The following is a 22,716-nucleotide window of genomic DNA, read 5'->3' on the forward strand; positions in this document are numbered from 1 at the left end:
GGCGAATGGTTGCTCAGCGGCCCGCTGCGGGCGCGGCCTCGCCACGGGCTTCACGCTCAGCACGCAGCTTCTGGAAGAAGGCGCGGCGCTCTTCGGGCGACATCGCTTCAAGCTTTTCGCGCTGCTCGGGCGTCAGCTGCGGGCGCTCTCCCCGGCCTTCACCTCTGCCCTCTCCCCTACCTTCGCCTCGGCCTTCACCGCGTCCTTCCGCACGCTCCGCACCGGCCTGGGGCTTTTGCTCTGACGATGCAGCGGGCTTGCCGTCTTGCGTCTTGGCCGCTGCATCCTTCGATGCACTGCCATTTGCGCTGCCCGACGCACTGACCGGTCCATTTCCTTGAGCCTCTGGTGCGCGAGGCTGATCGCCACCACGCCCCTGCGGGCCACCAGCGCCACCTGCAGCACCACCCGCAGCACCACCCGCAGCGCCACGCTCAGCACGCAGCTTCTGGAAGAATTCCTTGCGCTCTTCCGGCGTCATCTTGGACACCTTCTCGCGCTGCTCAGGCGTGAGGTTGCGCATCATGCCGCGTGGCTGGCTGGCGGCATCCTGCACCGCCTGATCGACCTTCTTGACCTTGTCCGAATCAATCACGGTCACCTTGGCGCCTTCACGCAGGCGGTCGATGCCGTCCGTCACCACCTTGTCGCCCGGCTCCAGCTCACCACGCACGCTGACGTAGTCGCCATCGGTCACCCCCACGGAGATCTTGCGCTGCGTGACGGTGCCGTCAGCCTTGACCAGGTACACAAAATTGTTCTGCACCGCGTTCGCAGGCACGGCCAGCGCCTGATCGAGCTGGCGCACCTGCAGCTTCACGTTCACAAACTGGTTGACGAACAGCCTGCCATCCGCGTTGTCAAAAGCAGCCTTGGCCTTGACCGTGCCGGTGGTGGTATCGATGGTGTTGTCCAGCGCGTTGAGCTGGCCTTTGGCCAGAACCTGCTTTTGCTCCCGGTCCCACAGCTCTACCGGCATGACCTTGCCTGCACGCAGTTGCTCTGCCAGCGTGCTGACATGGGCTTCTGGGATGGAGAACACCGCATCAATTGGTCGCACCTGGGTGATGGTGACCAGTCCGTTGGTGTCCGAAGGGTTGACCACATTGCCCAGATCGGCCTGACGCAGACCCAGTCGCCCCGAGATGGGGGCCGTGATCCGGGTGTAGCTCAGCTGCAGCTTGGCCGCATCCACCTGCCCCTGATCGGCGGCCACCGTGCCCTGCAGCTGGCGCACCAGCGCTTCCTGCGTATCCAGCTGCTGGCGGGCAATGGAGTCCTGCGCCAGCAAATCCTTGTAGCGCTTCAAGTCCAGCTGCGCATTCTTGAGCTGGGCCTGATCGCGGGCCAGAGAGCCTTGCACCTGCGCCAGCGCCGCTGCCAGGCTGCGTGGGTCAATCTCGGCCAGCAACTGCCCGGCCTTGACCTCATCGCCTTCCTTGAAGTGCAGCTTGAGCAGTTCGCCCGAAACCTTGGCCCGCACAACCGCCGTGGCGCGCGCATTCATGGTGCCAATGGCGCTGAGCAGCACGCGCATATCGCGCTGCTCCACCACGCCCACCGACACGGGCTGGGCCTGCCCCATGCCGCCGGCGCCACCGGGGCCCATGCGGCCGCCGCGCCCACCACGCGCGCTGCCAGATCCTGATTTAGGAGCAGCTTCCGCAGATGTACCCAGGGCTTCACCCTGTTTCTTTGTGTACCACCAGTACCCACCACCACCTGCGGCTAGCGCGAGAACGACGCTGGCCAGAATGACGGGGCGGGCCTTGCCCTGCTGTAGAAAAAGGGATTTGGGGGTCAAAGAAGTAGTGCTGGACATGGTGTGAGCGCAGGAAATTCAAGCCTGAATAGACGCTAATGGTATCTATTTGCAATTGAGCCCGAAGTCAGGCAGAGCCGCCTTTGCCAGCATTTACCCCCGCTTTACCTTGGGTTTACCTGCCTGCTTCGCTGAATCAGACCGTAAACAGTGCTGACTTTCATCGCACCAATGCTGGCGCCATCAGGCCTCATGCTTGCCTGTTGAAGCTGCCCGAGCCACCTCGGTCATGCCCCGATTCCAAGGAGATTACTGATGACCACCGAACGCCTGACCAACCACCCCGAAGAAGCCGCAGTGCGCGCCCCGCTGGAGCTGTATATGCGCGGCCACGCCGAAGACAATGCAGACCATATGCGCGCTGCCTTCATGCCCACAGCGCGCCTGGAATCCGTGCGCGAAGGCCCGCTGACATCGTGGGATGTGGACTTCTACTGCCAGCGCTTCAAGAACCAGCCCGCTGCCGACGAAGCCACGCGCCGCCGCGTGATCGACTCGCTGGACATCGTGGGCACAGCCGCCATGGCCAAGGTCACGCTCTACCACGGTGCTGTGACGTTCACCGACTACTTTGTGCTGCTCAAGACCGAGCAAGGCTGGAAGATTGCCAACAAGGCCTTCCACGCCCAGCCGCAGTAAAACTCAGCACTCAGCCCCAAAAAGTCCCCAAAGCCACCGCTTCAAGAGCCGGTGGCTTTTTTGTTGCCCCTCATCCATCCAACCAGCAGTCAGAGCACATGGGCGGGTTCAGCAGGCCTTGCGGCAGGCAAAACGCACTCGCCAGCAAAAAAACCTCCCCGGATTTGCCCTAGTACGCGCTCGCTCACACCCCGGCATCCGGGCATGAACTTGATGCATAAAGCATCTTTCACAGCTCAGAATTCTCAATAAAACAAGGCTCTAGCGCTTATGCATCTTGCGCTTCCAGCTATCACAGAGATAGCAGTACAGCCTGACGTGCACCCGCCACATTTGCTGCAGTATTTGTAAGAAACACGATACAGCCCTCCGTAGAATCTCATCCTTGATTCATAACTCAGATCGCTACTGAGGCTTACCAGCCCCAACCGCGCGACGCACACGCAGCCTACTTTTTGGAGACACCATGCAGGCTTTACTCGCCCTGTCCAGGGCTATAGACAGGCTCAACGCCTTCATTGGCAAATATTCCATCTGGCTGATATTTGCCGCCACCTTCATCAGCGCCGCCAACGCCATCGTCCGCAAGGCCTTTGACACCAGCTCCAACGCCTTCCTGGAAGTGCAGTGGTACCTGTTTGCCTGGTCCTTTCTGATTGCAGCGGGCTACACCCTGCTGCACCGCGAGCATGTGCGCATTGACGTGATCAACTCCCGCCTGTCCAAAAAGGCGCAGGTCTGGATCGACATCATCGGCTTTGCCTGCTTTCTCACACCGCTGTGCATCACCATTCTGTGGCTCAGCACCCCGGTGGCCATTCAGATGTACCAGTCTGGCGAAGTTTCCGGCAACCCCGGCGGCCTGATCCGCTGGCCCGTGTGGGCAGCCATTCCCGTGGGTATCACGCTGCTGATGCTGCAGGGCTGGTCTGAACTCATCAAGCGCATCGCCTTCCTCACCGGCAACGGCCCGGACCCCATGGGCAAGCTGCAGGACAAGAGCGCCGAAGAAGAGCTGGCCGAAGCACTGCGTGCCGAAGCTGAACGCAAGCAGACCGAGGCGCTGGCCGCCCAGGCCAAGGCATAACGGTAGCGGGAGACACTGATGGAATTTATCGCTACCAACTTCGCCCCCATCATGTTTGCGGGGCTGATTGTTTTTCTGCTGCTGGGCTTCCCGGTGGCTTTCAGTCTGGGAGCCGCAGGCCTGGCCTTTGGCTTTCTGGGCATTGAGCTGGGGGTCTTCCCCTCTTCCGTGATGGCCTGGCTGCCCCAGCGCCTGATCGGCATCATGGCCAACGACACCTTGCTGGCCGTGCCGTTCTTTACCTTGATGGGCCTGATTCTTGAACGCTCCGGCATGGCCGAAGACTTGCTCGACACCGTCGGCCAGGTGTTCGGCCCCATCCGCGGCGGTCTGGCTCTGGCTGTGATCTTTGTGGGTGCGCTGCTGGCGGCAACCACGGGTGTGGTGGCTGCGTCGGTCATCTCCATGGGCCTGATCTCGCTGCCCATCATGCTGCGCTACGGCTATGACCGCCGCCTGTCCTCGGGCGTGATTGCCGCCTCTGGCACCTTGGCCCAGATCATTCCACCATCGCTGGTGCTGATTCTGATGGCCGACCAGCTGGGCAAGAGCGTTGGCGATATGTACAAGGGCGCCTTCATTCCCGGCTTCATGCTGATGGGCCTGTATGTGGTGTGGGTGGTCTTGCTGGCCATTTTCAAACCCAAGATGGTTCCTGCCCTGCCTGTTGAAGCGCGTATCTACCGCGAAGCCAATGGCAGCGGCGGCTATGTATCGCTGTTTGTGGTGATAGGCCTGTCCACCATCGTCGCCATCTTCCTGGCCAGCCACATGGCCGACCTGCACACCTGGTGGCAGGGCAAGGAGGTGACCGAAGTTGCCACCGACGAAAAAATCGTTACCGCCATGTGCGGCGGCACTTTCATCGCCTTTGTGATTGCGTCGCTCAACCGTCTCTTCAAGCTGGGTCTGCTGTCCAAGCTGGCCGAGCGTGTGACCTTTGTGCTGATCCCGCCCCTGCTGCTGATCTTCCTGGTGCTGGGCACCATCTTCCTGGGCATTGCAACGCCCACCGAAGGCGGCGCCATGGGCGCCATGGCAGCGCTCATCATGGGCTTTGCCCGCAAGCGCCTGAACATGGATCTGCTCAAGCAGGCTCTGGCCTCCACCACCAAGCTGGCCAGCTTTGTGATGTTCATCATGATTGGCGCCACCACCTTCAGCTTGGTCTTCCAGGCTGCAGACGGCCCCAAGTGGGTGGAGCATCTGCTGACCAGCCTGCCCGGCGGTCAAGTGGGCTTCCTGATCGTGGTCAACATCATGATCTTCTTCCTGGCCTTCTTCCTGGACTACTTTGAACTCTCGTTCATCGTGGTGCCCCTGCTGGGCCCGGTCGCAGAAAAGATGGGCATTGACCTGATCTGGTTCGGCGTGCTGCTGGCCGTGAACATGCAGACCTCGTTCATGCACCCGCCGTTTGGCTTTGCGCTGTTCTTCCTGCGCTCCGTCGCACCGGAAAAACAGTACGTGGACCGCGTGACGCACAAGGTGATCGACCCCGTCACCACAATGCAGATCTACAAGGGTGCAGTGCCCTTTGTGCTGATTCAGCTGGTGATGGTGGGCGTGCTGATTGCCTTCCCCGGCATCGTGACCGGCGCACTGGATAAACCCGTGGCCGTGGACATGAACAAGGTAGGCGATGAAATGCTCAACCAGCTCAACGACGCAGGCGGTGGCTATGGCGCAGACAACCCGTTTGGCGCACCAGAAGGTGGCGAGGAAGGCTCTGCCGCCCCGGCCCCTGGCACTGAGCAGCCCGCAGCCCCCGGCGCACCGGAAGCTGCACCAGCGCCCGATGCGGGCGGCTATGGCTCGGATGACCCGGCCAAGGCCCTGCAGGACTCGCTGAACACGGCCCCTGCCAGCAAGTAAGCTCTGCTGCTCTATCCAAAGCCCTGACGGCCTGCTGTCAGGGCTTTTTTCATGGCCGCAATGCGGAGGGTGGCTACGATGGTGCTTGCGTCAACACCTTTTCTTCGCCATGCCGGAAACTCTGATCGTCGTTCACACCCAGGGCCAGACTTATTACTTCGAGCCCGGCCAGCAGCCCTCTGAATCCGTCTATGGTGGCCCGCTGCAGCCCCGTCTGCATGGCAACTTCGGCCCTGCCCCGCTGCACCATATCGCCACGCTGAGCACCGAACATCTGCCCATGCTTGGCGGTATCAGCCTGCCTTTGCTGTACGGCTTTCAGTATTCAGGCTGCACGCTTGACTATCGGTACAGCCCGCTGGAAGTGAACCTTCTCGACATGGACCCGCAGGAATCCACCCCCGAGTGGCCCTATGCCGACTATCCACCGCTGCTGCCTCGTCTGGCGCTGCGCCTGGCCAGCGTGCAAGCAGAGCGCTGGGAGGACTTTTCATCACGCGCTCGCTACCCCAACCTGCCTGCCCGACAAAGTGCAGAGCTGGTCGCCGTGATTCCAGCGCCCTTGCATATCGGCCAGTCACTGTGGGGGGAAGATGGTGATGACGAAGGCGTATGCGTGGTCTGCGAATGCGATCTAACCCGGCATCGGGTGCACAGCTACAACATCTGCAGCTGATTCATACATGGCTGCAGGCATAAAAAAACCGCAGCAAGCTGCGGTTTTGATAGCTGCCAGCGCACGGCACTGGCAGGCTTGAGATCCATTTCAATCAGATCTTGGCAGTGGCCATGTACTGGTTGAACGGGAACTCGGAGAAGCGGTTCCACAGGATCTGGTCGCGCTGGAAAGCGCGCATGTCCTGGTGAATCTTCTTGAACTCAGGCGACTTGGCTTCGTGTTCGGCAAACACTTCCATGGAGGCCTTGAAACCTGCATCCATCAGTGCCTTGGGGAACATCTTGAGCTGGGTCTTGTTGGCCACCAGGCGCTTGATGGCCTGAGGGTTCAGCACCTGGTACTTGCTGGTCATGTCCATGGCTGCCACGCGGGTGGCGGCATCCAGAATGGCCTTGTTTTCAGGCGACAGCGCGTTGTACTTCTTCTGGTTGATGAAGAATTCCAGCTCTGCAGAGCCTTCCCACCAGCCGGGATAGTAGTAGTAAGGCGCAACCTTGTTGAAGCCCAGCTTTTCGTCGTCGTAAGGACCCACGAATTCCACGGCGTCCAGCGTGCCCTTTTCCAGAGCCTGGTACACATCGCCAGCAGGCATGTTCTGCGCCACCACGCCCAGCTTGGCCATGGCTTCGCCGAACACACCGCCGCCCAGACGCATCTTCAGACCCTTGAGGTCTTCCACGGTCTTGATTTCCTTGCGGTACCAGCCGCCCATCTGGGTGGTGGTGTTGCCGGCGCTGGCGGTGCGGAAGTTGTACTTGGCAAAGAAGGCATCCAGCAGCTTGCGGCCGTTGCCGTGGTCTTTCCAGCCACTCATCTGCAGTGCGGTCAGGCCAAAAGGCACGGCGCAGCTGAAAGCGAAGATGGGGTCCTTGCCAGTGAAGTAGTAGGCCGCTGTCTGGGCCATGTCGATGGTGTCGGCCTGCAGCGCATCCACCACGCCGAAAGCGGGCATCAGCTCGCCAGCAGGGTGAACCGAGATTTCAAACTTGCCGCCCGACATGGCCTTGACCACTTGCGACAGCTTTTCAGCGCTACCGAAAATCGTGTCCAGCGACTTGGGGAAGCTGGAAGCCAGACGCCAGCGCACTGCCGCCTGGGCGTGCACTGCGGGGGCTGCACCAGCAGCCAGAACGCCGGCGATGCCAGCATTTTTCAGGATGGAACGACGATCCACTTATGTCTCCTTGAGGAACGGGTTGAGCTGACACAGACCACTGATCTATGCCAGCTTGACTCATGTAACAGGCTCAAAATGTACACGAGCCACAGGCTCAGCACGCATGAAAAAGTGGACGTTCGCTTAAGAAGTTCTACCTAGTGAGCTGCATCAAGCCCAAGTCCATAACAGAGCAATCGCTCACTACAGGCGTACTGCACTCATGTAGCTGACATAGCGAAATTCCGAGAAGCGATCCCACAGCAGCTGGTCGTGCTGAAAGCCGCGCAGGCTACGGTGAATTTTCTTGAAGGTGCTGGACTTGGCCTCATGCTCGGCCATGGTGGCCATCACCGCCTTGAAGCCCGCATCCATGAGTTCACGGGGAAAGGCGCGCAGTTGCACTCGCTCGCTCAGCAGCTTCTTGAGTGCAGCGGGGTTGAGCGCCAGATATTTGGCACTCAGGTCCTTGGCAGCCAGCGCCGCTGCGCACTCGACCATCGCGCGCAGCTCTGGTGTCAGCGCAGCAAAGGTTTTGGAGTTGATGAAATAGGCCAGCTCGGCACCGCCTTCCCACCAGCCGGGGTAGTAGTAGTAAGGCGCAATCTTGCCAAAGCCCAGCTTCTGATCGTCGTAAGGGCCGACGAACTCAACCGCATCAAGCCGACCTTTTTCCAGCGCCTGATAGGCCTCGCCCACGGGCATGTTGTGCGCCTGCACACCCAGCTTTTGCAAGGCTTCCACCAGCAGCCCGCCACCCACGCGCATGCGCAGCCCCTTGAGGTCTGCCACCGCCTTGATTTCCTTGCGGTACCAGCCCCCCATCTGCGCGCCGGTATTGCCCGCGCTCAGGCTCTTGATGTTGTACTGCCCATAAAAGTCATCCATGAGCTTGCGGCCGCCGCCATATTCCATCCAGGCATCCATCTGGCGGGCCGTCAGGCCAAAGGGAACAGCGCAGCCAAAGGCAAACGTTGGATCTTTGTCGGTGAAGTAATACGGCGCGGTCAGCGCCATCTCCACCACGCCGCTTTGCACGCCTTCCATCACGCCAAAGGCAGGAAGCGACTCACCTGCAGACTGCACGACCACGTCGATCTGCCCGCCCGATATCAGCTTGAGGGTCTGCGCAAACTTCTCGGCAGCCCCATGAATGGCGTCCAGTGACTTGGGAAAACTCGTGACAAGGCGCCACTGCATCGTCTCCTGCGCGTGCACCGAAGGCGCTACACCCGCTGCCAGCACCCCAGCCATGCCCACATGTTTGACGAGTGAGCGACGATCCATGAATATTTCTCCGCTAGTAGTTGTTCAAAGCTTGCGCTGTTATAGCAGTCTGAACGCAAGACGCAGTTATTCTAGAAACGCATGCGTCAGCCGTGGGGAGATTCCAGTCAGCCGTCAGTTTTCTCTGGCCCGGCGCAAGAAAAAGGCCCTTCGATGAAGGGCCTGATTTCAGGGTCTGGCGATCAGCGCTCCAGACGCTTGCGGATGGATGCCTCAATGCCTGCGGCATCCAGACCTTGCAAGGCCATCAGCTTGACGGGATCGCCATGTTCGATGAATTCGTCGGGCAGGCCCAGTTGCAGCACCGGCTTGCTCAAACCATGAGCGGCCAGCGACTCCAGCACCGCGCTGCCAGCGCCCCCCATGATGCAGCCGTCTTCCACGGTAACGATCAGCTCATGCTCTGCCGCAATCTGCAGCAGCAGCGCTTCATCCAGCGGCTTGGCCCAGCGCATATTGGCAACGGTGGCGTCCAGCGACTCAGCGGCTTGCAGCGCAGGGTACAGCAGTGAACCAAAGGCCAGAATCGCCACCTTCTTGCTGGCAGACTCACGGCGAATCTCGCCCTTGCCAAAGGGAAGGCCTTCCAGGCTTTCCAACGGTGCAGCGCCGACACCCGCACCACGCGGGTAACGCACGCACACGGGGTGGTCCTGCTCGTAGGCCGTGCTCAGCAACTGGCGCGTTTCGCGCTCGTCGGCCGGGCAAGCCATGCTCATGTTCGGAATGCTGCGCACAAAGGCGATGTCATAGGCACCGGCATGGGTGGCACCATCGGCGCCAACCAGACCCGCGCGATCCAGTGCAAACACCACGGGCAGGTTCTGCAGCGCAACGTCGTGAATCAGCTGGTCATAGCCCCGCTGCAAAAACGTGGAATAAATGGCGACCACGGGCTTGAGACCCTCGCAGGCCATGCCACCCGCAAAAGTCACCGCATGCTGCTCTGCAATGCCCACGTCGTAATAGCGACCAGGAAAGCGCTTGTGAAACTCCACCATGCCAGAGCCTTCGCGCATGGCGGGCGTAATGCCCACCAGACGCTGATCCTTGGCAGCCATATCGCACAGCCAGTGGCCGAACACTTGCGTGAACGTCTGCTTGGATGGCGTGGCGGGCTTGACCAGGCCCACGGCGGGGTCGAACTTGCCAGGGCCGTGATAGGCAACAGGGTCGGCCTCGGCCAGCTTGTAGCCCTGGCCCTTCTTGGTCACCACATGCAGGAACTGCGGGCCTTTCAAGCCCTTGATGTTTTCCAGCGTGGGGATCAGCGAATCGAGGTCATGACCGTCGATAGGGCCGATGTAGTTGAAGCCGAACTGCTCAAACATGGTGGCAGGCACCACCATGCCTTTGGCCTGCTGCTCCAGTCGCTTGGCCAGCTCCAGCAGCGGCGGCACTTGCTTCAAGACGCTCTTGCCCACATCGCGGGCCTTGGCGTAGAACTGGCCGCTCATTAGCTGCGCCAGATAGCGGTTCAGCGCGCCCACGGGCGGGCTGATGCTCATGTCATTGTCATTGAGGATGACCAGCAGATTGGCATCAGCCACACCACCGTTGTTCAGCGCTTCAAAGGCCATGCCAGCCGTCATTGCGCCATCCCCAATCACGGCAATGGCGCGGCGGTCTTCACCCTTTTGCTTGGCCGCCAGTGCCATGCCCAGAGCGGCCGAGATACTGGTGGACGAGTGCGCCGTACCAAAGGTGTCGTACTCGCTCTCGGCACGCTGCGGAAAGCCCGACAGGCCACCCAACTGGCGCAGCGTGGACATGCGGTCACGGCGGCCCGTCAGAATCTTGTGGGGATATGTCTGGTGACCCACGTCCCAGACGATGCGGTCATAGGGCGTGTTGAACACTGTGTGCAGCGCCACGGTCAGCTCCACCGTACCCAGGTTGGAGCTGAGGTGACCGCCGGTCTTGGAGACGCTTTCGATCACATAAGCGCGCAACTCTGCTGCCAAAGTCTTGAGCTGGGGCCGCGACAGGCGGCGCATGGCCTCAGGATCATCAATGTTCTGCAGCAGAGAATAAGTATTCGTGGACATGATCTATATTTTTAGTAGCTGCTTGCGCTGACCAATATTAGGGAATAAGGCTGTTTGACCAATAAAATAGTCAGTGCGTACGCTGCACGACCATATCAGCCAGAGCTGCCAGCGCCTGCGTATCAGGCAAGCCGCTGCGCGCCAGGGCAGCGTGGGCCTGAACGCGCAATTCCTCGGCATGGGCACGCGCTTGCTCAAGCCCCAGCAGCGAAACATAGGTGGGCTTGTCATTGGCCGCATCCTTGCCTGCCGTCTTGCCCAGAGTGGCCGAATCTGCTACCACATCCAGAATGTCATCCACCACCTGGAAAGCCACACCCAGCGCCTGACCATAGTCCGTCAGCGCTGCCAGCGCCTTGGCATCGACCCGGGCATTGCAAGCCGCCCCCATCAGCACACTGCCCAGCAGCAGGGCACCGGTCTTGAGACGGTGCATCTCGCGCAATTGCGCCTCGGTCAGCTGCTTGCCCACACTGGCCAGGTCAATCGCCTGACCGCCAGCCATGCCCTGGCAGCCAGATGCAGCACCTAGCAATCGGCAAAGCTTGGCCTGCGTTGAGCAAGGTACATCGTCTTCATCCAGAACCAGCAACTCAAAGGCCAGTGCCTGCAAGGCGTCACCGGCGAGCAGCGCAGACGACTCACCAAACTGCACATGAACCGTAGGTTTGCCACGGCGCAGCACATCGTTGTCCATGCAGGGCATGTCATCGTGCACCAGTGAATAGGCGTGGATCAGCTCAACCGCACAACCTGCACGCAGCGCAGCGGCCTCTTGCCCGCCTACGGCTTCAGATGCAGCCCAGACCAGCAACGGGCGCAGGCGCTTGCCACCATCAAGCACGGCATAGCGCATGGCTTCACCCAGGTCCGCAGGCGCATTGACGCCGACCCAGCGCGACAATGCGTCCTCGGTACGGGCCAGGCGCTCGTTCATCCAGGAAAGGAAATCCAGGGCTGTCGTGCCCATATTCAAAGAAGACGGCTGTTCGGCAATCATTGATTCATTCATGGCTGATGCTGGGCTATTTCAAAAATAGTGAGGTCGGCTAGTCCTGTGTCCAGGCCGACAATTGACCCTCATCCAGCACCTTCACTTGCTCCTGCACCGCTTCCAGCTGGCTGCGGCAAAAGCCCAGTAGCTGGGCTGCGCGATGATAGCCGCTGAGCATCTGCTCCAGCGGCAACTGTCCTGACTCGATTTGCGCAATCAGTTGTTCCAGCTCTTGCAAAGCAGCTTCATAACTGGCAGGTTGGTCGGCTTTTTTAGCGGCAGCAGCCTTGGGCATGGGCGGTGTGGAGCAATGTTAGACGGAAGCGACGATTCTAGGCGCCCCAGTCGCCTCGATAAGTAATGCCCGCAAACTCTCACCTCTCACATCAACCTCTCTCACCGTCCAAAGCCACTGGACATCGCATGGGCCCGTTATTGCAAAACAATCTGGTGCTATAGCAACCAATACACGCACCAGAAAAACGGAAATAACCCCACCAGCTATAATCCCATTCCCGTCAAGCCGGCTCCATTGCTTGGTCATCGTCGTCGGTCATCGCATCAAGGTTACAGCCTCCGAATGCGTGCCTGAGCCCATGTCCAGACAAGGCCGGTTTCGTTTTTTACCGCGTGCGCACGCGCACCCTCCCTGTGGGGAGTCTTTAGGTCAGGTCATCCATGTCTGATTTAAGTCTTCAACTGCAGCAGGCCGCAAGCCAACTACCAGTTTCAAGTTATTTCGACCAAGCGCTGTTTCAGCGCGAGTTGGAAACCATTTTCAAGCGTGGCCCGCGTTATGTCGGCCATGAGCTTGCCATCCCGGAGATAGGCGACTACTACGCCCTTCCTCAAGAAAAAGAGGGGCGTGCACTGGTGCGCAATGCCAGAGGCGAGATCGAGCTGATCTCCAATGTCTGCCGCCACCGTCAGGCTGTGATGCTCAAGGGCCGGGGGAATCTGCTGTCCGAAGGCAAAGGTCATGCGGGCGGCAATATTGTCTGCCCGCTGCACCGCTGGACTTACAACACCAGCGGTGAGCTGCTGGGCGCACCCCATTTCAGCCACGACCCGTGTCTGAACCTCAACAACTACAAACTGCGTGAGTGGAATGGTTTGCTGTTCGAGGACAACGGCCGCGATATTCAGGCTGACCTTGGTGGCATGAAGCTGCGCGAGCAGCTCAAGTTTGACGGCTTTGTGCTCGACCATGTCGAAATGCACGAGTGCAACTACAACTGGAAGACCTTTATCGAGGTCTATCTGGAGGACTACCATGTCGGCCCCTTCCACCCCGGTCTGGGCAATTTCGTCACCTGCGACGATCTGAAGTGGGAATTTGCCAAGGAGTACTCGGTGCAGACCGTGGGCGTGGCGCCCACTTTCGGCAACCCCGGCTCGGATACGTACAAGAAGTGGCACGACGTGCTGCTGCAGTACCGCAATGGCGAGCTGCCCGATCGCGGTGCCATCTGGCTGACCTACTACCCCCACATCATGGTGGAGTGGTACCCGCATGTGCTGACGGTCTCGACCCTGCACCCGCTGGCCGTGGACAAGACGCTGAACGTGGTGGAGTTCTACTACCCCGAAGAGATTGCCGCCTTCGAGCCCGAGTTTGTTGCCGCGCAAAAGGCCGCCTATATGGAGACCTGCATCGAAGACGATGAAATTGCCGAACGCATGGACGGAGGCCGCCGCGCCCTGTTCGAGCGTGGTGACAACGAGGTTGGCCCCTACCAAAGCCCCATGGAAGATGGCATGCAGCACTTTCATGAGTGGTATAGGGGCTTGATGGCCCCCTGAGGCGCTTCGCGCCTTCCCCCGTAGGGGGACAACAGCCTCGCTGCGGGGCGGCCCTTGCTTGCTGTTCCGCCCCTAAGGTGTTGTTAACTCCTCTTGGTGTGCGCCAGTATTTATGGCTTGTTGACTATGTGTAGAAAATATTAAAACTGATAGCTGCTAGCGCATACCCAGTAAGCGCAGCAGCTATTTTTTATGCTGAATTGAGTGAGTTATGAGAGCCCTGTGGATGGTGCTGGCCGCGCTGATTTTTGCGGTCATGAGTGTGTGTGTGAAGTTTGCTTCCAGGGACTTCAATGCAGCAGAGATCATTTTCTATCGCGGTCTGGTCAGCATGGCTCTGCTGGCCTTGCTGGCACGCCAAAGCGGCGTGACGCTGGCCACCCAGTACCCGCGCGAGCACGCCTGGCGCAGCTTTGTCGGCGTGATCTCCATGGGCGCCTGGTTCTATGCCATTGGCCATCTGCCGCTGGCCACTGCCACCACCCTCAACTCCATGAGCAGCATCTGGATGGCAGTCTTTCTGATTGCACAGGGGCTGTGGATGCGCCACACCCTGCGCAAGTCCTACGCGGCCCAGCCCGAAACCCGCCGCGCCATTCCGCCTTTTCCCTGGGCGCTGGTGGGCACTGTCTTCCTCGGCTTTATCGGCGTTCTTCTGGTACTGCGCCCCAGCAGCGCACCGGCCAGCGAATGGATTCCCGCCCTGGGCGGCCTGTTTGGCGGCATGTTCGCCGCCATGGCCTATATGCAGGTGACCACGCTGTCGCGCCTGGGCGAGCCTGAAACCCGCGTGGTGTTCTATTTCTCGCTGGGCTCGGCCATTGCGGGGGGCATCACCATGCTGTTTACGGGCCTCTCGCCCTTCCCGGGCTGGAGCGCACTGTGGCTGCTGCCCGTGGGCGTTCTGGCCGCCGTGGCCCAGGTCTGCATGACCAAGGCCTATGCCTCTGCCGAGACCAAGCGCAATACGCTGGTCGTCGCCAATCTGCAGTATTCAGGCATTGTGTTCGCCGCCCTGCTCAGCCTGATGCTGTTTGGCGAGAGCATTCCGCTGATCGGCTGGGCCGGCATTGTGCTGATTGTGGCCAGCGGCGCTGCCGCAACGGCCTTGCGCTCACGCAGCTGACGGAGCGTCGGCGCGGGTCTGCATGGCCTGCGCCAGAAACTGCGCAAACAAAGGCTCAATGGCAGGCAAAGCATCGTTGAGCCGGTGATCGCCGTCCAGCAAATGCAGGGCCACCCGGTGCTGACAGGCAAATGCCACGCTGTGCGCGGCAGGCACAACCGCATCGCCCCAGCCATGCACCAGCAAGGTCTGCCGGGCATGAGGTGCCAGTGTCTGCTCTGCATAGCCCGGCAGATAAAAAGCAGATGCCAGCAAAAACAAACCATCGGGCTTGAGTTCTGCGCTGGCGACTGTGGACACATAACCCCCCATGCTCGACCCCACCAGAATCAGCTGGCTATGCGGCGGCAAAGGCGTAGCCAGCAACTGGGCCACGCGCCGATCAGGCTCTTCTGGCGCGTCCTGATCGAACACTTGCCCGCCCTCACCCTCGCGGTAATTGATGGACAGGACTTGCGCGCCAGCAGCCTCGGCTACCGCAGCCAGCGCCTTGATCTTGGAGCCCCATGGCCCTGACTCCTTGCCGTGCGAAAACACGACCAGTGCTGGTGCAGCCGGGCTTTGTGCGCTCAAATTTTCCTCACTCATTGAACTTCCCTCGTTGTCTCTAACGTATCCGCTCATGGTGCCATGTGCGGCAGATATCCCTTTTGCCGCGACGCATAATCAGGCCAAAAGGAGTTTTCATGAGCACGCCTACCGCATTCAACACCCTGATTTCCGTCGAACAGCTGGCCCAGTTGCAGGCCAGCGGCAAGCCCTTGATGGTGTTTGACTGCAGTTTCGACCTCATGAATCCACCTGCGGGCCATGAGCAATATCTGCAAGCCCATATTCCCACCGCAGTGTTCGCCGATCTGGACAAAAACCTCAGTGCCCCGCACGGCTCACCGGATGACAAGGGCCAGGTTGCCACCAGCAATCAGGCGGTATCGGGTGGCCGCCACCCGCTGCCCACGCGTGAGCGCTTTTCGGTGTGGCTGTCCTCCATCGGCTTTTCCAACGATATGCAGGCCGTTGTCTATGACCGCAACGGCGCCAATTACTGCGGCCGCCTGTGGTGGATGCTGCGCTGGGCTGGCCACGATGCTGTGGCCGTGCTCGATGGCGGCCTGCAGGCCTGGCAGACCGCAGGGCAGGCAGTGCGCAGTGGCGAGGAAGCCGCGCACTTTCAGTCCAACTTCGAACTGGGCCAGCCGCTGGAGACGCTCAAGACCGTGGATCAGGTGGAGTCCGATCTGGGCCAGCCCACCCAGACCCTGATCGACGCCCGCGCACCCGCGCGCTATCGCGGCGAGGTTGAGCCCATGGACCCTGTGGCGGGCCATATCCCCGGCGCACTCAACCGCCCCTTTGCCAGCAATATCGCCGCCGATGGCCGCTTCAAGCCTGCCGCGCTGCTCAAGGCCGAGTTTGACGAGCTGCTGGCAGGCCGTGACCCCGCCACCATCGTTCACCAGTGCGGCAGCGGCGTCAGCGCCACCCCCAATGTGCTGGCCATGCGCATTGCTGGCTTTGCGCCAACCGCGCTGTTTGCGGGCAGCTGGAGCGAATGGTGCAGCCAGCCTAACCGGCCATTCGAGCGGGGGTGATCAGCAGACCAGGCGCCATACTCGGCGCCCTGACCTGCCCCGCCCAGACCACGCGGTTGCGGCCCTGGTGCTTTGCCGCATACAGCGCTTCATCCGCCTGCATTAGCAACTGCGCAGGCTCATCCCCCTGCTGCAGCTGCGCGGCACCAATGGAGACCGTGACCCGCAGGTTCTGCCCGGGCGCTACGGGCATGGGAGCAGCCGCAACGACAGAGCGCACACGCTCCAGCATCTGCGAGCCATCGTGCACCGAGGTGTTCACCATCAGCAGCACAAACTCCTCTCCGCCCCAGCGGGCCAGAATATCGCTACCCCGGATATTGGCCGAAACCAGTTTGGCAAAATTCTGCAGCACGACGTCGCCCGCGCCATGCCCATAGGTGTCGTTGACCGCCTTGAAAAAATCCAGATCCAGCTGCGCAATCAGCAGCGGCAAGCCGTGGCGCATGGTCCTCGCATGCTCCAGCTGCATCATCTCGGCCATATAGCGCCGGTTGGGCAGACCAGTGAGTTCATCGCGGGTGGCCAGCTCTCGAATGTGCTCCAGCGCCTGCGTCAGCTCCTTTCTGTTGCGCTGCAGGCCTGTGCGCAAGGCGTGCACTCGCAAAGCCAGAGCCGTACTGGTCAGCAATACGATGAGAACAATCACCATATACATAATGGCCAGCGCATCAGGCATGGCGTTCAGCCTGGGCAGCGTCTGCACACAGACGGTGGCCACACCATAAGCCAGCAAGGCAAATAGCATCAGGCGCTTGATCTGCAAGGGTTTGAGCCCGAAAACACCAAACATGATGATCAGCGCCAGCACCGGCGGCGTAATGCCACGTGCCTTGTCGGCAATCGCAAAGGCCACGGCATTGCTCACAATGGCATAGATGATCTGCACTGACGTGAATGCCGGGTCACGCCAGCCAAGGCTGAAGCCACTGCGAATCAACGCGAAACTGATCAGCACGCACGCGGCGCTGCCAATGGACCAGCACCGCACCAGAGCGGCATCCGCCAGCCCCGCAGACGCTCCCAGCTCCAGCGAAAAAATGCAGAAGGCCATCAGCAGGCATGCCCATCCCGTGGTGACCAGCGACGCACGCTGGCGCCTGTCATCCCCAAAAACCGCCGTCTGAATGCGCTGAAACCAGCCCGCACCATGGGCAGGACTATCCGCTTCCTGACTCACTGCACCCCTTCTGCCGCCCTTCTGGCAGCACCATCTCTAACACACAAAGAAAGGGAAATGTGCTGCAAACACTCCTAGATGAGGAGCAAACACCATGCAATTCCCACCATCCCCCCACTCACAAAGCTTCACAATACACACCAGCCAGAGCTTTCCCCATAGAGATTGCCCGACAGGGTCAATCAACTTCACTGGTTTTTTGATGTCATCCAAAGCAAGTACATCAAAGTAAGGGAAATCTGACAAACACCCTTGTGCAATCAGACATGCTGCGCAGTTGCAACCCGACTTCAGTTCACCGGGGGGCTGTCACACAATTCAATCCAACAGATCGAAACATTTTTGACTCTTTGTACCAAGCAGGGTCACGGTCTGTAAATTGAAAAGGACAGACCATGACCAACGAACAACTGCTTGCCGAGATCCGCGAAGCCAACCTCACTTACCTGATGTTGGCCCAGACCCTGATCCGCCAGGACAAGGCTGAAGCCGTGTTCCGCCTCGGTCTGAATGAAGAGTCCTGCGACCTGCTGGGTGCGCTGTCCTCGGCCCAGGTGCTCAAACTGGCATCGCGCAACACGCTGCTGGCCAGCTTCCGCGCTGATGATGAAATGGTCTGGAGTCTGCTGACCAACCACAGCAGCAACAAGATTGGCAACGCCGCCACCAACACCCTGCACGCCAACATTCTGATGGCCAGCCGTGTCTCCGAAGTGCTCTGAAGCACTTTCAACGCCTACCCCGTTTTAAGGAGAGACACATGCCTGCTGCCAAGACTGCCGTGAAAAGCGTTCTCAACGAATCCAAGCAAATCGAGCGCGCCGCCATGCTCATCGAAATGGGCGCCCGCATGCAGGTGCTGGAGTCCGAGACCACGCTGTCCTATGAACGCCTGATCCGGCTGTACAAGGAAATCTCGGGCAAGTCCCCCTCCAAAGGCCAGTTGCCGTTTTCTACCGACTGGTTTCTGACCTGGCAGGAGAACATCCACAGCTCGCTGTTTCTGAACATCTACGAATACCTGTCCAAGGGCGTAGAGCTGGACAGCGCCGAACAGCTGACCAAGGCCTACCGCCTCTACAGCGAACAGATTCAGGCGGCCGAACTGGATGTGCTGCTGTCCTTTACCCGCGCCTGGCGTCTGGTGAAGTTTGTCGATGCGCAGATGCTGACGCGCACGCAGTGCTCGGTGTGCAAGGGCCAGTTTGTGACCGAGCCTTATGAGAATGCCCGCCACTACCAGTGCGGCCTGTGCAATCCGCCTGCGCGTGCGGGCAAGAGCAAGGCTGCGGGTTCCCTCATGTTGCACTGAGGGGGATGCCCCCTGAGCCGCTGCGCGGCTTCCCCCTAGGGGGACGGCAGCATCGCCGCGAGGCGGCTCTTGCTGGCTGCCTCTCGCTTGAAGTGCGCCAGTATTGAGTGCTTGCTTACATTTTCATAGCTTGTAGCGCCATATAGAAAAAGGGTTTGACGCATTTAAATGCCTCAAACCCTTTATGCATTGGCGCAAGCAGCTCCTGTTTCAAGAGCTGCTTTCTTTCTGTCTTCAACCCGTATTGCGCACCCCCGCAGCAATCCCGTTAATCGACAGATGAATACCGTTCTTCACCCGGTCATCGGTCTGACCCGCACGCCAGCGGCGTACCAGTTCGACCTGCAGGTGATGCAGCGGGTCAATATAGGGAAAGCGGTGACGGATGGAACGCGCCAGTGCGGAGTTGTGTTCCAGGCGCTGCTTGTCTCCGGTGATCTGATTGAGCGCTTCCACCGTGCTTTGCCATTCCGCCTCAATGGCGCCAAAGATGCGGCGGCGCAGCCGTGTGTCGGTCACCAGTTCGCTGTAGCGCGACGCCAGGTTCAGATCGCTCTTGGCCAGCACCATGTCCATATTCGACAGCAGCGTTTTGAAGAACGGCCACTGGCGGTACATCTTCTGCAACAGCGCCAGCTGGGCCTTGGCGTCCTTGCCCGGGCGGTTGATAAAGGCCTGCACCGCCGCGCCAAAGCCGTACCAGCCTGGCAGCGTCAAACGGCACTGTCCCCAGCTAAAGCCCCAGGGAATGGCGCGCAGGTCTTCAATGGCCTGGGTGGCCTTGCGCGATGCGGGGCGTGAGCCGATGTTCAGCTCGGTGATCTCGCGAATCGGCGTGCTGCTGAAGAAGTAGCTGGTAAAGCCCGGTGTTTCATAGACCAGTGCACGATAGGCCCCCATGCTGGCTTCAGACAGGAACGCCGCCGCATCCAGAAAAGCTGGCGTTGCGGGCTTGGTAGGCTGCAGCAAGGTAGCTTCCAGTGTGGCGGCGACCAGTGTTTCCAGATTGCGGCGGCCAATTTCGGGGTTGGCGTATTTGGAGGCAATGACTTCGCCCTGCTCGGTCAGGCGAATCTGGCCGCGCACCGTGCCGGGCGGCTGCGCCAGAATGGCCTGATAGCTGGGGCCACCGCCACGACCCACCGTGCCGCCGCGGCCGTGGAACATGCGCAGCTGAATACCGTGGTGATCGGCCAGGTCGTCAAACAGGTCAACCAGCGCGATCTCGGCGCGGTACAGCTCCCAGTTGCTGGTGAAGATGCCACCATCTTTGTTGCTGTCGCTATAGCCCAGCATGATGTCCTGCTCGCCACCGCTTTTCTTGACCATCTCGGCAATGCCGGGCAGTTGGTAGTAGCGGCGCATGATGGGCTCGGCATTGCGCAGGTCTTCAATGGTTTCAAACAGGGGCACCACGATCAGGTCGCAAACCGCCCCGTCCTGCAGCGTGCCGCGCATCAGGCCCACTTCTTTTTGCAGCAGCAGCACTTCCAGCAAATCGCTCACCGTTTCGGTGTGGCTGATGATGCAGTGGCGAATGGCTTCGCCGCCCTGCAACTGGCGCAGGCGGTGGGCGGTCTCGAAAATGCTCAGTTCGCTGCGCGCATGGTCGGAGTATTCAGCGCCAATCACGCGCAGCGGGCGCGCATCTTCCAGCAAGCGCACCAGCAGTGCACATTTGGCGTCCTCCTGCAGCGCGCTGTAAGCAGGCTCCAGCCGCGCCACGGACAGCAGCTCCTGCACCACGGCCTCGTGTTTGTCAGAGCTTTGGCGCAAGTCCACCGTAGCCAGATGAAAGCCAAACACCTGCACCGCACGCATCAGCGGGTGCAGGCGCTGCGGTGCCAGCATGTCGCCGTGATAGGCCGACAGCGAATCATCAATGATCTGCAGATCCGCCAGAAACTCGTGGGCAGTGGCATAGGCGTTCTGCGGCGCAACCGCATGGCGCGCCGCATCGCCGCCCGTCAGTTGCTTGAGCGTGGCTGCAAGCCGTGCATAAATGCCCGTCAGCGCCCGGCGGTAGGGCTCGTCGCTGCGGTGCACATTGGCGTCGGGCGATGCATCGGCCAGCGCCCGCATCTCGGGGGTGACTTCCACCAGGTTGCCGGACAGCGACAGCTCACCGCCCAGCCAATGCACTTCGCGCAGATAGTGGCGCAAGGCCACATCGGCCTGACGGGACAGCGCCAGCTCCAGGCTCTCGGCCGTCACAAACGGGTTGCCGTCGCGGTCGCCGCCAATCCACTGGCCCATGCGCAAAAAGTTGTGGGCAGGCAGCTTCTGGCCCAGTTCCTGCTCCAGCTGGGTGTAGATCTTGGGAATCTCGTGCAAAAACGTGGCTTCGTAGTACGACAGCGCGTTTTCAATCTCGTCGGCCACCGTCAGCTTGGAGTGGCGCAGCAGCCGCGTCTGCCACAGCTGGGCCACACAGGCGCGCAACTGCGCATCCACACGGGCCAGCTCACGCGGGGTCAGCGCATCCTTGGCGCTGTTGTAGAGCTGGGCGCGCATTTCAATGTCATCGCGCTCGGCCAGCAACTGGGCAATGCGGCGCTCGGCCATCAGAATGCTCTGGCGCTGCACCTCGGTGGGGTGAGCCGTCAGCACGGGGGAAATAAAGCTCTTGACCAGCATCTGCGCCACCGAGCCTGAAGAAATGCCCGCCCAGCGCAGCCGCGCCAGCGCCACTTCAATGCTGCCTTCCTGCGTATTGCCTGCACGCTCGTGCACAGCGCGGCGGCGAATGTGGTGGCGATCTTCGGCCAGATTGGCCAGATGCGAGAAATAGGTGAAGGCGCGAATCACGCTCACGGTCTGATCGCTGGACAGGCCCTTGAGCAGCTTCTTGAGCGCTTTGTCAGCCGCTTCATCGGCATCGCGGCGAAACGCCACGGAAAGCTGGCGCACCTGCTCGACCAGTGCAAAGGCGGGCTCACCTTCTTGCTCGCGGATGACATCGCCCAGCATGCGCCCCAGCAGTCGAATGTCCTCAATCAGCGGCAAATCCTTGTCTTTGGACTTGTCCATCACGCGCTGGGGCTTGTCAGTGCCAGCGGATTTTGAGGTACGGGCGGAAGGCATCGACTATTCTCCTTGGGCTCTGTGTAGGTCAACGTGCCATGCTAGCATTCCCGATTTCCCGCTTGAGACTGCGCCGTCATGAAATTTTCTGCATCCTCCCCCACAACAATTGTCATTGCGACTCGTGAAAGTCAGCTGGCGTTGTGGCAGGCTGAGCACGTGCAGACCATCCTGCGTGGTCACGGTCACCCGGTTGAACTGCTGGGCATGACGACCAAGGGCGACCAGATTCTGGACCGCGCCCTGTCCAAGGTGGGCGGCAAGGGCCTGTTCGTCAAGGAACTGGAAGTCGCCCTGGAAGAAGGCCGCGCCGATCTGGCCGTGCACTCCTTGAAGGACGTGCCCATGGAGCTGCCCGAAGGCTTTGTGCTGGCCTGCGTGATGACCCGCGAAGACCCTCGCGACGCTTTTGTCTCTAATAAGTACGCAAGTCTGGACGAGCTGCCACAGGGCGCCGTGGTCGGCACCTCCAGCCTGCGCCGCCAGGCCCTGCTGCAGGCGCTGCGCCCCGACCTCAAGATTGAGCCCCTGCGCGGCAACGTCAACACCCGCTTGCGCAAGCTGGACGAAGGCCAGTACGACGCCATTGTGCTGGCCGCTGCCGGCCTGATGCGCCTTGAGATGAGCGAGCGCATTCGCGCCAAGTTCGACCCCGCCCACATGCTGCCCGCCGCAGGCCAGGGTGCACTGGGCATTGAGGTGCGCGCCGACCGTCAGGACATCATTGATGCACTGGCGCCGCTGGCCCACATGCCCACCTGGCTGACCGTAACGGCCGAGCGCGCTGTCAGCCGCTGCATGGGCGGCAGCTGCTCCATGCCACTGGCTGCCTTTGGCCGCTTTGAGGGCGACACCCTGCACATGGACGCCGCCTGGGGCGATATCGAAGGTCAAAAGCCTCTGGTGCGTGTGCAAGCCAGTGCCACCGTGACCGACTTCGCCTCGGCCAATGCGCTGGGCGAGAGCCTGGCCGCACAGCTGCAGGCCGCAGGCGCTGTTCCAGCACCCAAGCAAGCCTGAACGGCAAAGGCC

The 22,716-nt window shown here is 60.6% G+C and carries 19 protein-coding genes; 10 read left to right on the forward strand and 9 right to left on the reverse strand.

What is annotated here, in order from left to right; all coding sequences use genetic code 11:
• Positions 1-13 precede the first annotated feature (13 nt).
• Positions 14-1,804: an MdtA/MuxA family multidrug efflux RND transporter periplasmic adaptor subunit gene (locus JDW18_RS16060; RefSeq protein WP_484793083.1), complete on the reverse strand. Its 1,791-nt coding sequence runs from the start codon at positions 1,802-1,804 to the stop codon at positions 14-16.
• A 273-nt stretch (positions 1,805-2,077) separates the two neighbouring features.
• Between JDW18_RS16060 and JDW18_RS16065 the strand changes: the two genes are divergently transcribed.
• From JDW18_RS16065 to JDW18_RS16080, 4 genes are all read left to right on the forward strand, one after another.
• Complete coding sequence (locus tag JDW18_RS16065; protein ID WP_218240392.1) at positions 2,078-2,461, forward strand: nuclear transport factor 2 family protein; 384 nt, start codon at positions 2,078-2,080, stop codon at positions 2,459-2,461.
• 466 nt (positions 2,462-2,927) lie between these two features.
• Positions 2,928-3,548, forward strand: a complete 621-nt coding sequence (locus JDW18_RS16070; RefSeq protein ID WP_218240393.1) for a TRAP transporter small permease subunit — start codon at positions 2,928-2,930, stop codon at positions 3,546-3,548.
• A gap of 18 nt (positions 3,549-3,566) precedes the next feature.
• Positions 3,567-5,423, forward strand: a complete 1,857-nt coding sequence (locus tag JDW18_RS16075; RefSeq protein WP_218240394.1) for a TRAP transporter large permease — start codon at positions 3,567-3,569, stop codon at positions 5,421-5,423.
• A gap of 109 nt (positions 5,424-5,532) precedes the next feature.
• Entirely contained in the window at positions 5,533-6,099 is a 567-nt protein-coding gene (locus JDW18_RS16080) for a hypothetical protein (RefSeq protein WP_218240395.1), read from the forward strand.
• Positions 6,100-6,193: 94 nt separating this feature from the next.
• Here JDW18_RS16080 and JDW18_RS16085 read toward each other — a convergent pair whose 3' ends face one another.
• The 5 genes from JDW18_RS16085 to xseB all read right to left on the reverse strand — a co-directional run bounded on the left by JDW18_RS16085 (position 6,194) and on the right by xseB (position 11,882).
• Positions 6,194-7,276, reverse strand: coding sequence for a TRAP transporter substrate-binding protein (locus JDW18_RS16085; RefSeq protein WP_218240396.1), 1,083 nt, complete (start codon positions 7,274-7,276; stop codon positions 6,194-6,196).
• A gap of 186 nt (positions 7,277-7,462) precedes the next feature.
• Entirely contained in the window at positions 7,463-8,545 is a 1,083-nt protein-coding gene (gene dctP / locus JDW18_RS16090; RefSeq protein WP_218240397.1) for a TRAP transporter substrate-binding protein DctP, read from the reverse strand.
• Between the two features lie 182 nt (positions 8,546-8,727).
• Positions 8,728-10,593, reverse strand: coding sequence for a 1-deoxy-D-xylulose-5-phosphate synthase (dxs, locus tag JDW18_RS16095; protein ID WP_218240398.1), 1,866 nt, complete (start codon positions 10,591-10,593; stop codon positions 8,728-8,730).
• Positions 10,594-10,663: 70 nt separating this feature from the next.
• Entirely contained in the window at positions 10,664-11,605 is a 942-nt protein-coding gene (locus JDW18_RS16100; RefSeq protein ID WP_218240399.1) for a polyprenyl synthetase family protein, read from the reverse strand.
• A gap of 37 nt (positions 11,606-11,642) precedes the next feature.
• A complete protein-coding gene (gene xseB / locus JDW18_RS16105; protein WP_218240400.1) occupies positions 11,643-11,882 on the reverse strand; it encodes an exodeoxyribonuclease VII small subunit in 240 nt (79 codons plus the stop codon).
• Positions 11,883-12,265: 383 nt separating this feature from the next.
• Between xseB and JDW18_RS16110 the strand changes: the two genes are divergently transcribed.
• Together JDW18_RS16110 and JDW18_RS16115 are read left to right on the forward strand one after the other, a co-directional pair.
• Complete coding sequence (locus JDW18_RS16110) at positions 12,266-13,390, forward strand: aromatic ring-hydroxylating oxygenase subunit alpha (RefSeq protein WP_218240401.1); 1,125 nt, start codon at positions 12,266-12,268, stop codon at positions 13,388-13,390.
• Positions 13,391-13,601: 211 nt separating this feature from the next.
• Positions 13,602-14,516 (forward strand): DMT family transporter, encoded by a 915-nt coding sequence (locus JDW18_RS16115; RefSeq protein ID WP_218240402.1) that lies wholly within the window; start codon positions 13,602-13,604, stop codon positions 14,514-14,516.
• Here the strand turns inward: JDW18_RS16115 and JDW18_RS16120 are convergent.
• Positions 14,505-15,104, reverse strand: a complete 600-nt coding sequence (locus JDW18_RS16120; RefSeq protein WP_218240403.1) for an alpha/beta family hydrolase — start codon at positions 15,102-15,104, stop codon at positions 14,505-14,507. The two genes, JDW18_RS16115 and JDW18_RS16120, sit on opposite strands and share 12 nt — an antisense overlap.
• Before the next feature lie 98 nt (positions 15,105-15,202).
• Here JDW18_RS16120 and JDW18_RS16125 point away from each other — a divergent pair, with 98 nt between their 5' ends.
• Positions 15,203-16,108, forward strand: coding sequence for a sulfurtransferase (locus tag JDW18_RS16125; protein ID WP_218240404.1), 906 nt, complete (start codon positions 15,203-15,205; stop codon positions 16,106-16,108).
• Here JDW18_RS16125 and JDW18_RS16130 read toward each other — a convergent pair.
• On the reverse strand, positions 16,083-17,288 hold the full coding sequence (locus JDW18_RS16130; RefSeq protein ID WP_246609993.1) for a GGDEF domain-containing protein: 1,206 nt from the start codon (positions 17,286-17,288) through the stop codon (positions 16,083-16,085). The genes JDW18_RS16125 and JDW18_RS16130 overlap by 26 nt on opposite strands.
• Positions 17,289-17,683: 395 nt before the next feature.
• On the opposite strand from JDW18_RS16130, the gene flhD reads away from it, so the two are divergent.
• Together flhD and flhC are read left to right on the forward strand one after the other, a co-directional pair.
• A complete protein-coding gene (gene flhD / locus JDW18_RS16135) occupies positions 17,684-18,010 on the forward strand; it encodes a flagellar transcriptional regulator FlhD (protein ID WP_218240405.1) in 327 nt (108 codons plus the stop codon).
• Positions 18,011-18,048: 38 nt separating this feature from the next.
• Positions 18,049-18,600, forward strand: coding sequence for a flagellar transcriptional regulator FlhC (gene flhC, locus JDW18_RS16140; RefSeq protein WP_218240406.1), 552 nt, complete (start codon positions 18,049-18,051; stop codon positions 18,598-18,600).
• A 234-nt stretch (positions 18,601-18,834) separates the two neighbouring features.
• On the opposite strand, the gene ppc is transcribed toward flhC, so the two are convergent.
• Positions 18,835-21,630 (reverse strand): phosphoenolpyruvate carboxylase, encoded by a 2,796-nt coding sequence (gene ppc, locus JDW18_RS16145; protein WP_218243946.1) that lies wholly within the window; start codon positions 21,628-21,630, stop codon positions 18,835-18,837.
• 132 nt (positions 21,631-21,762) lie between these two features.
• Here ppc and hemC point away from each other — a divergent pair, with 132 nt between their 5' ends.
• Positions 21,763-22,704, forward strand: coding sequence for a hydroxymethylbilane synthase (gene hemC, locus JDW18_RS16150; RefSeq protein WP_218240407.1), 942 nt, complete (start codon positions 21,763-21,765; stop codon positions 22,702-22,704).
• The last annotated feature ends 12 nt before the right edge of the window (positions 22,705-22,716 follow it).

This window comes from Comamonas fluminis (assembly GCF_019186805.1).
In the GTDB taxonomy this organism is placed as follows: Bacteria; Pseudomonadota; Gammaproteobacteria; order Burkholderiales; family Burkholderiaceae_C; genus Comamonas; species Comamonas fluminis.

What these genes read in the sequence shown, in the direction of transcription:
- JDW18_RS16100 (WP_218240399.1), bottom strand. Translation starts at nt 11,605, where the DNA reads ATGAATGAATCAATGATTGCCGAACAGCCGTCTTCTTTGAATATGGGC.
- dctP (WP_218240397.1), bottom strand. Translation starts at nt 8,545, where the DNA reads ATGGATCGTCGCTCACTCGTCAAACATGTGGGCATGGCTGGGGTGCTG.
- dxs (WP_218240398.1), bottom strand. Translation starts at nt 10,593, where the DNA reads ATGTCCACGAATACTTATTCTCTGCTGCAGAACATTGATGATCCTGAG.
- JDW18_RS16125 (WP_218240404.1), top strand. Translation starts at nt 15,203, where the DNA reads ATGAGCACGCCTACCGCATTCAACACCCTGATTTCCGTCGAACAGCTG.
- hemC (WP_218240407.1), top strand. Translation starts at nt 21,763, where the DNA reads ATGAAATTTTCTGCATCCTCCCCCACAACAATTGTCATTGCGACTCGT.
- JDW18_RS16120 (WP_218240403.1), bottom strand. Translation starts at nt 15,104, where the DNA reads ATGAGTGAGGAAAATTTGAGCGCACAAAGCCCGGCTGCACCAGCACTG.
- JDW18_RS16115 (WP_218240402.1), top strand. Translation starts at nt 13,602, where the DNA reads ATGAGAGCCCTGTGGATGGTGCTGGCCGCGCTGATTTTTGCGGTCATG.
- flhC (WP_218240406.1), top strand. Translation starts at nt 18,049, where the DNA reads ATGCCTGCTGCCAAGACTGCCGTGAAAAGCGTTCTCAACGAATCCAAG.
- JDW18_RS16065 (WP_218240392.1), top strand. Translation starts at nt 2,078, where the DNA reads ATGACCACCGAACGCCTGACCAACCACCCCGAAGAAGCCGCAGTGCGC.
- JDW18_RS16070 (WP_218240393.1), top strand. Translation starts at nt 2,928, where the DNA reads ATGCAGGCTTTACTCGCCCTGTCCAGGGCTATAGACAGGCTCAACGCC.
- ppc (WP_218243946.1), bottom strand. Translation starts at nt 21,630, where the DNA reads ATGGACAAGTCCAAAGACAAGGATTTGCCGCTGATTGAGGACATTCGA.
- xseB (WP_218240400.1), bottom strand. Translation starts at nt 11,882, where the DNA reads ATGCCCAAGGCTGCTGCCGCTAAAAAAGCCGACCAACCTGCCAGTTAT.
- flhD (WP_218240405.1), top strand. Translation starts at nt 17,684, where the DNA reads ATGACCAACGAACAACTGCTTGCCGAGATCCGCGAAGCCAACCTCACT.
- JDW18_RS16080 (WP_218240395.1), top strand. Translation starts at nt 5,533, where the DNA reads ATGCCGGAAACTCTGATCGTCGTTCACACCCAGGGCCAGACTTATTAC.
- JDW18_RS16110 (WP_218240401.1), top strand. Translation starts at nt 12,266, where the DNA reads ATGTCTGATTTAAGTCTTCAACTGCAGCAGGCCGCAAGCCAACTACCA.
- JDW18_RS16075 (WP_218240394.1), top strand. Translation starts at nt 3,567, where the DNA reads ATGGAATTTATCGCTACCAACTTCGCCCCCATCATGTTTGCGGGGCTG.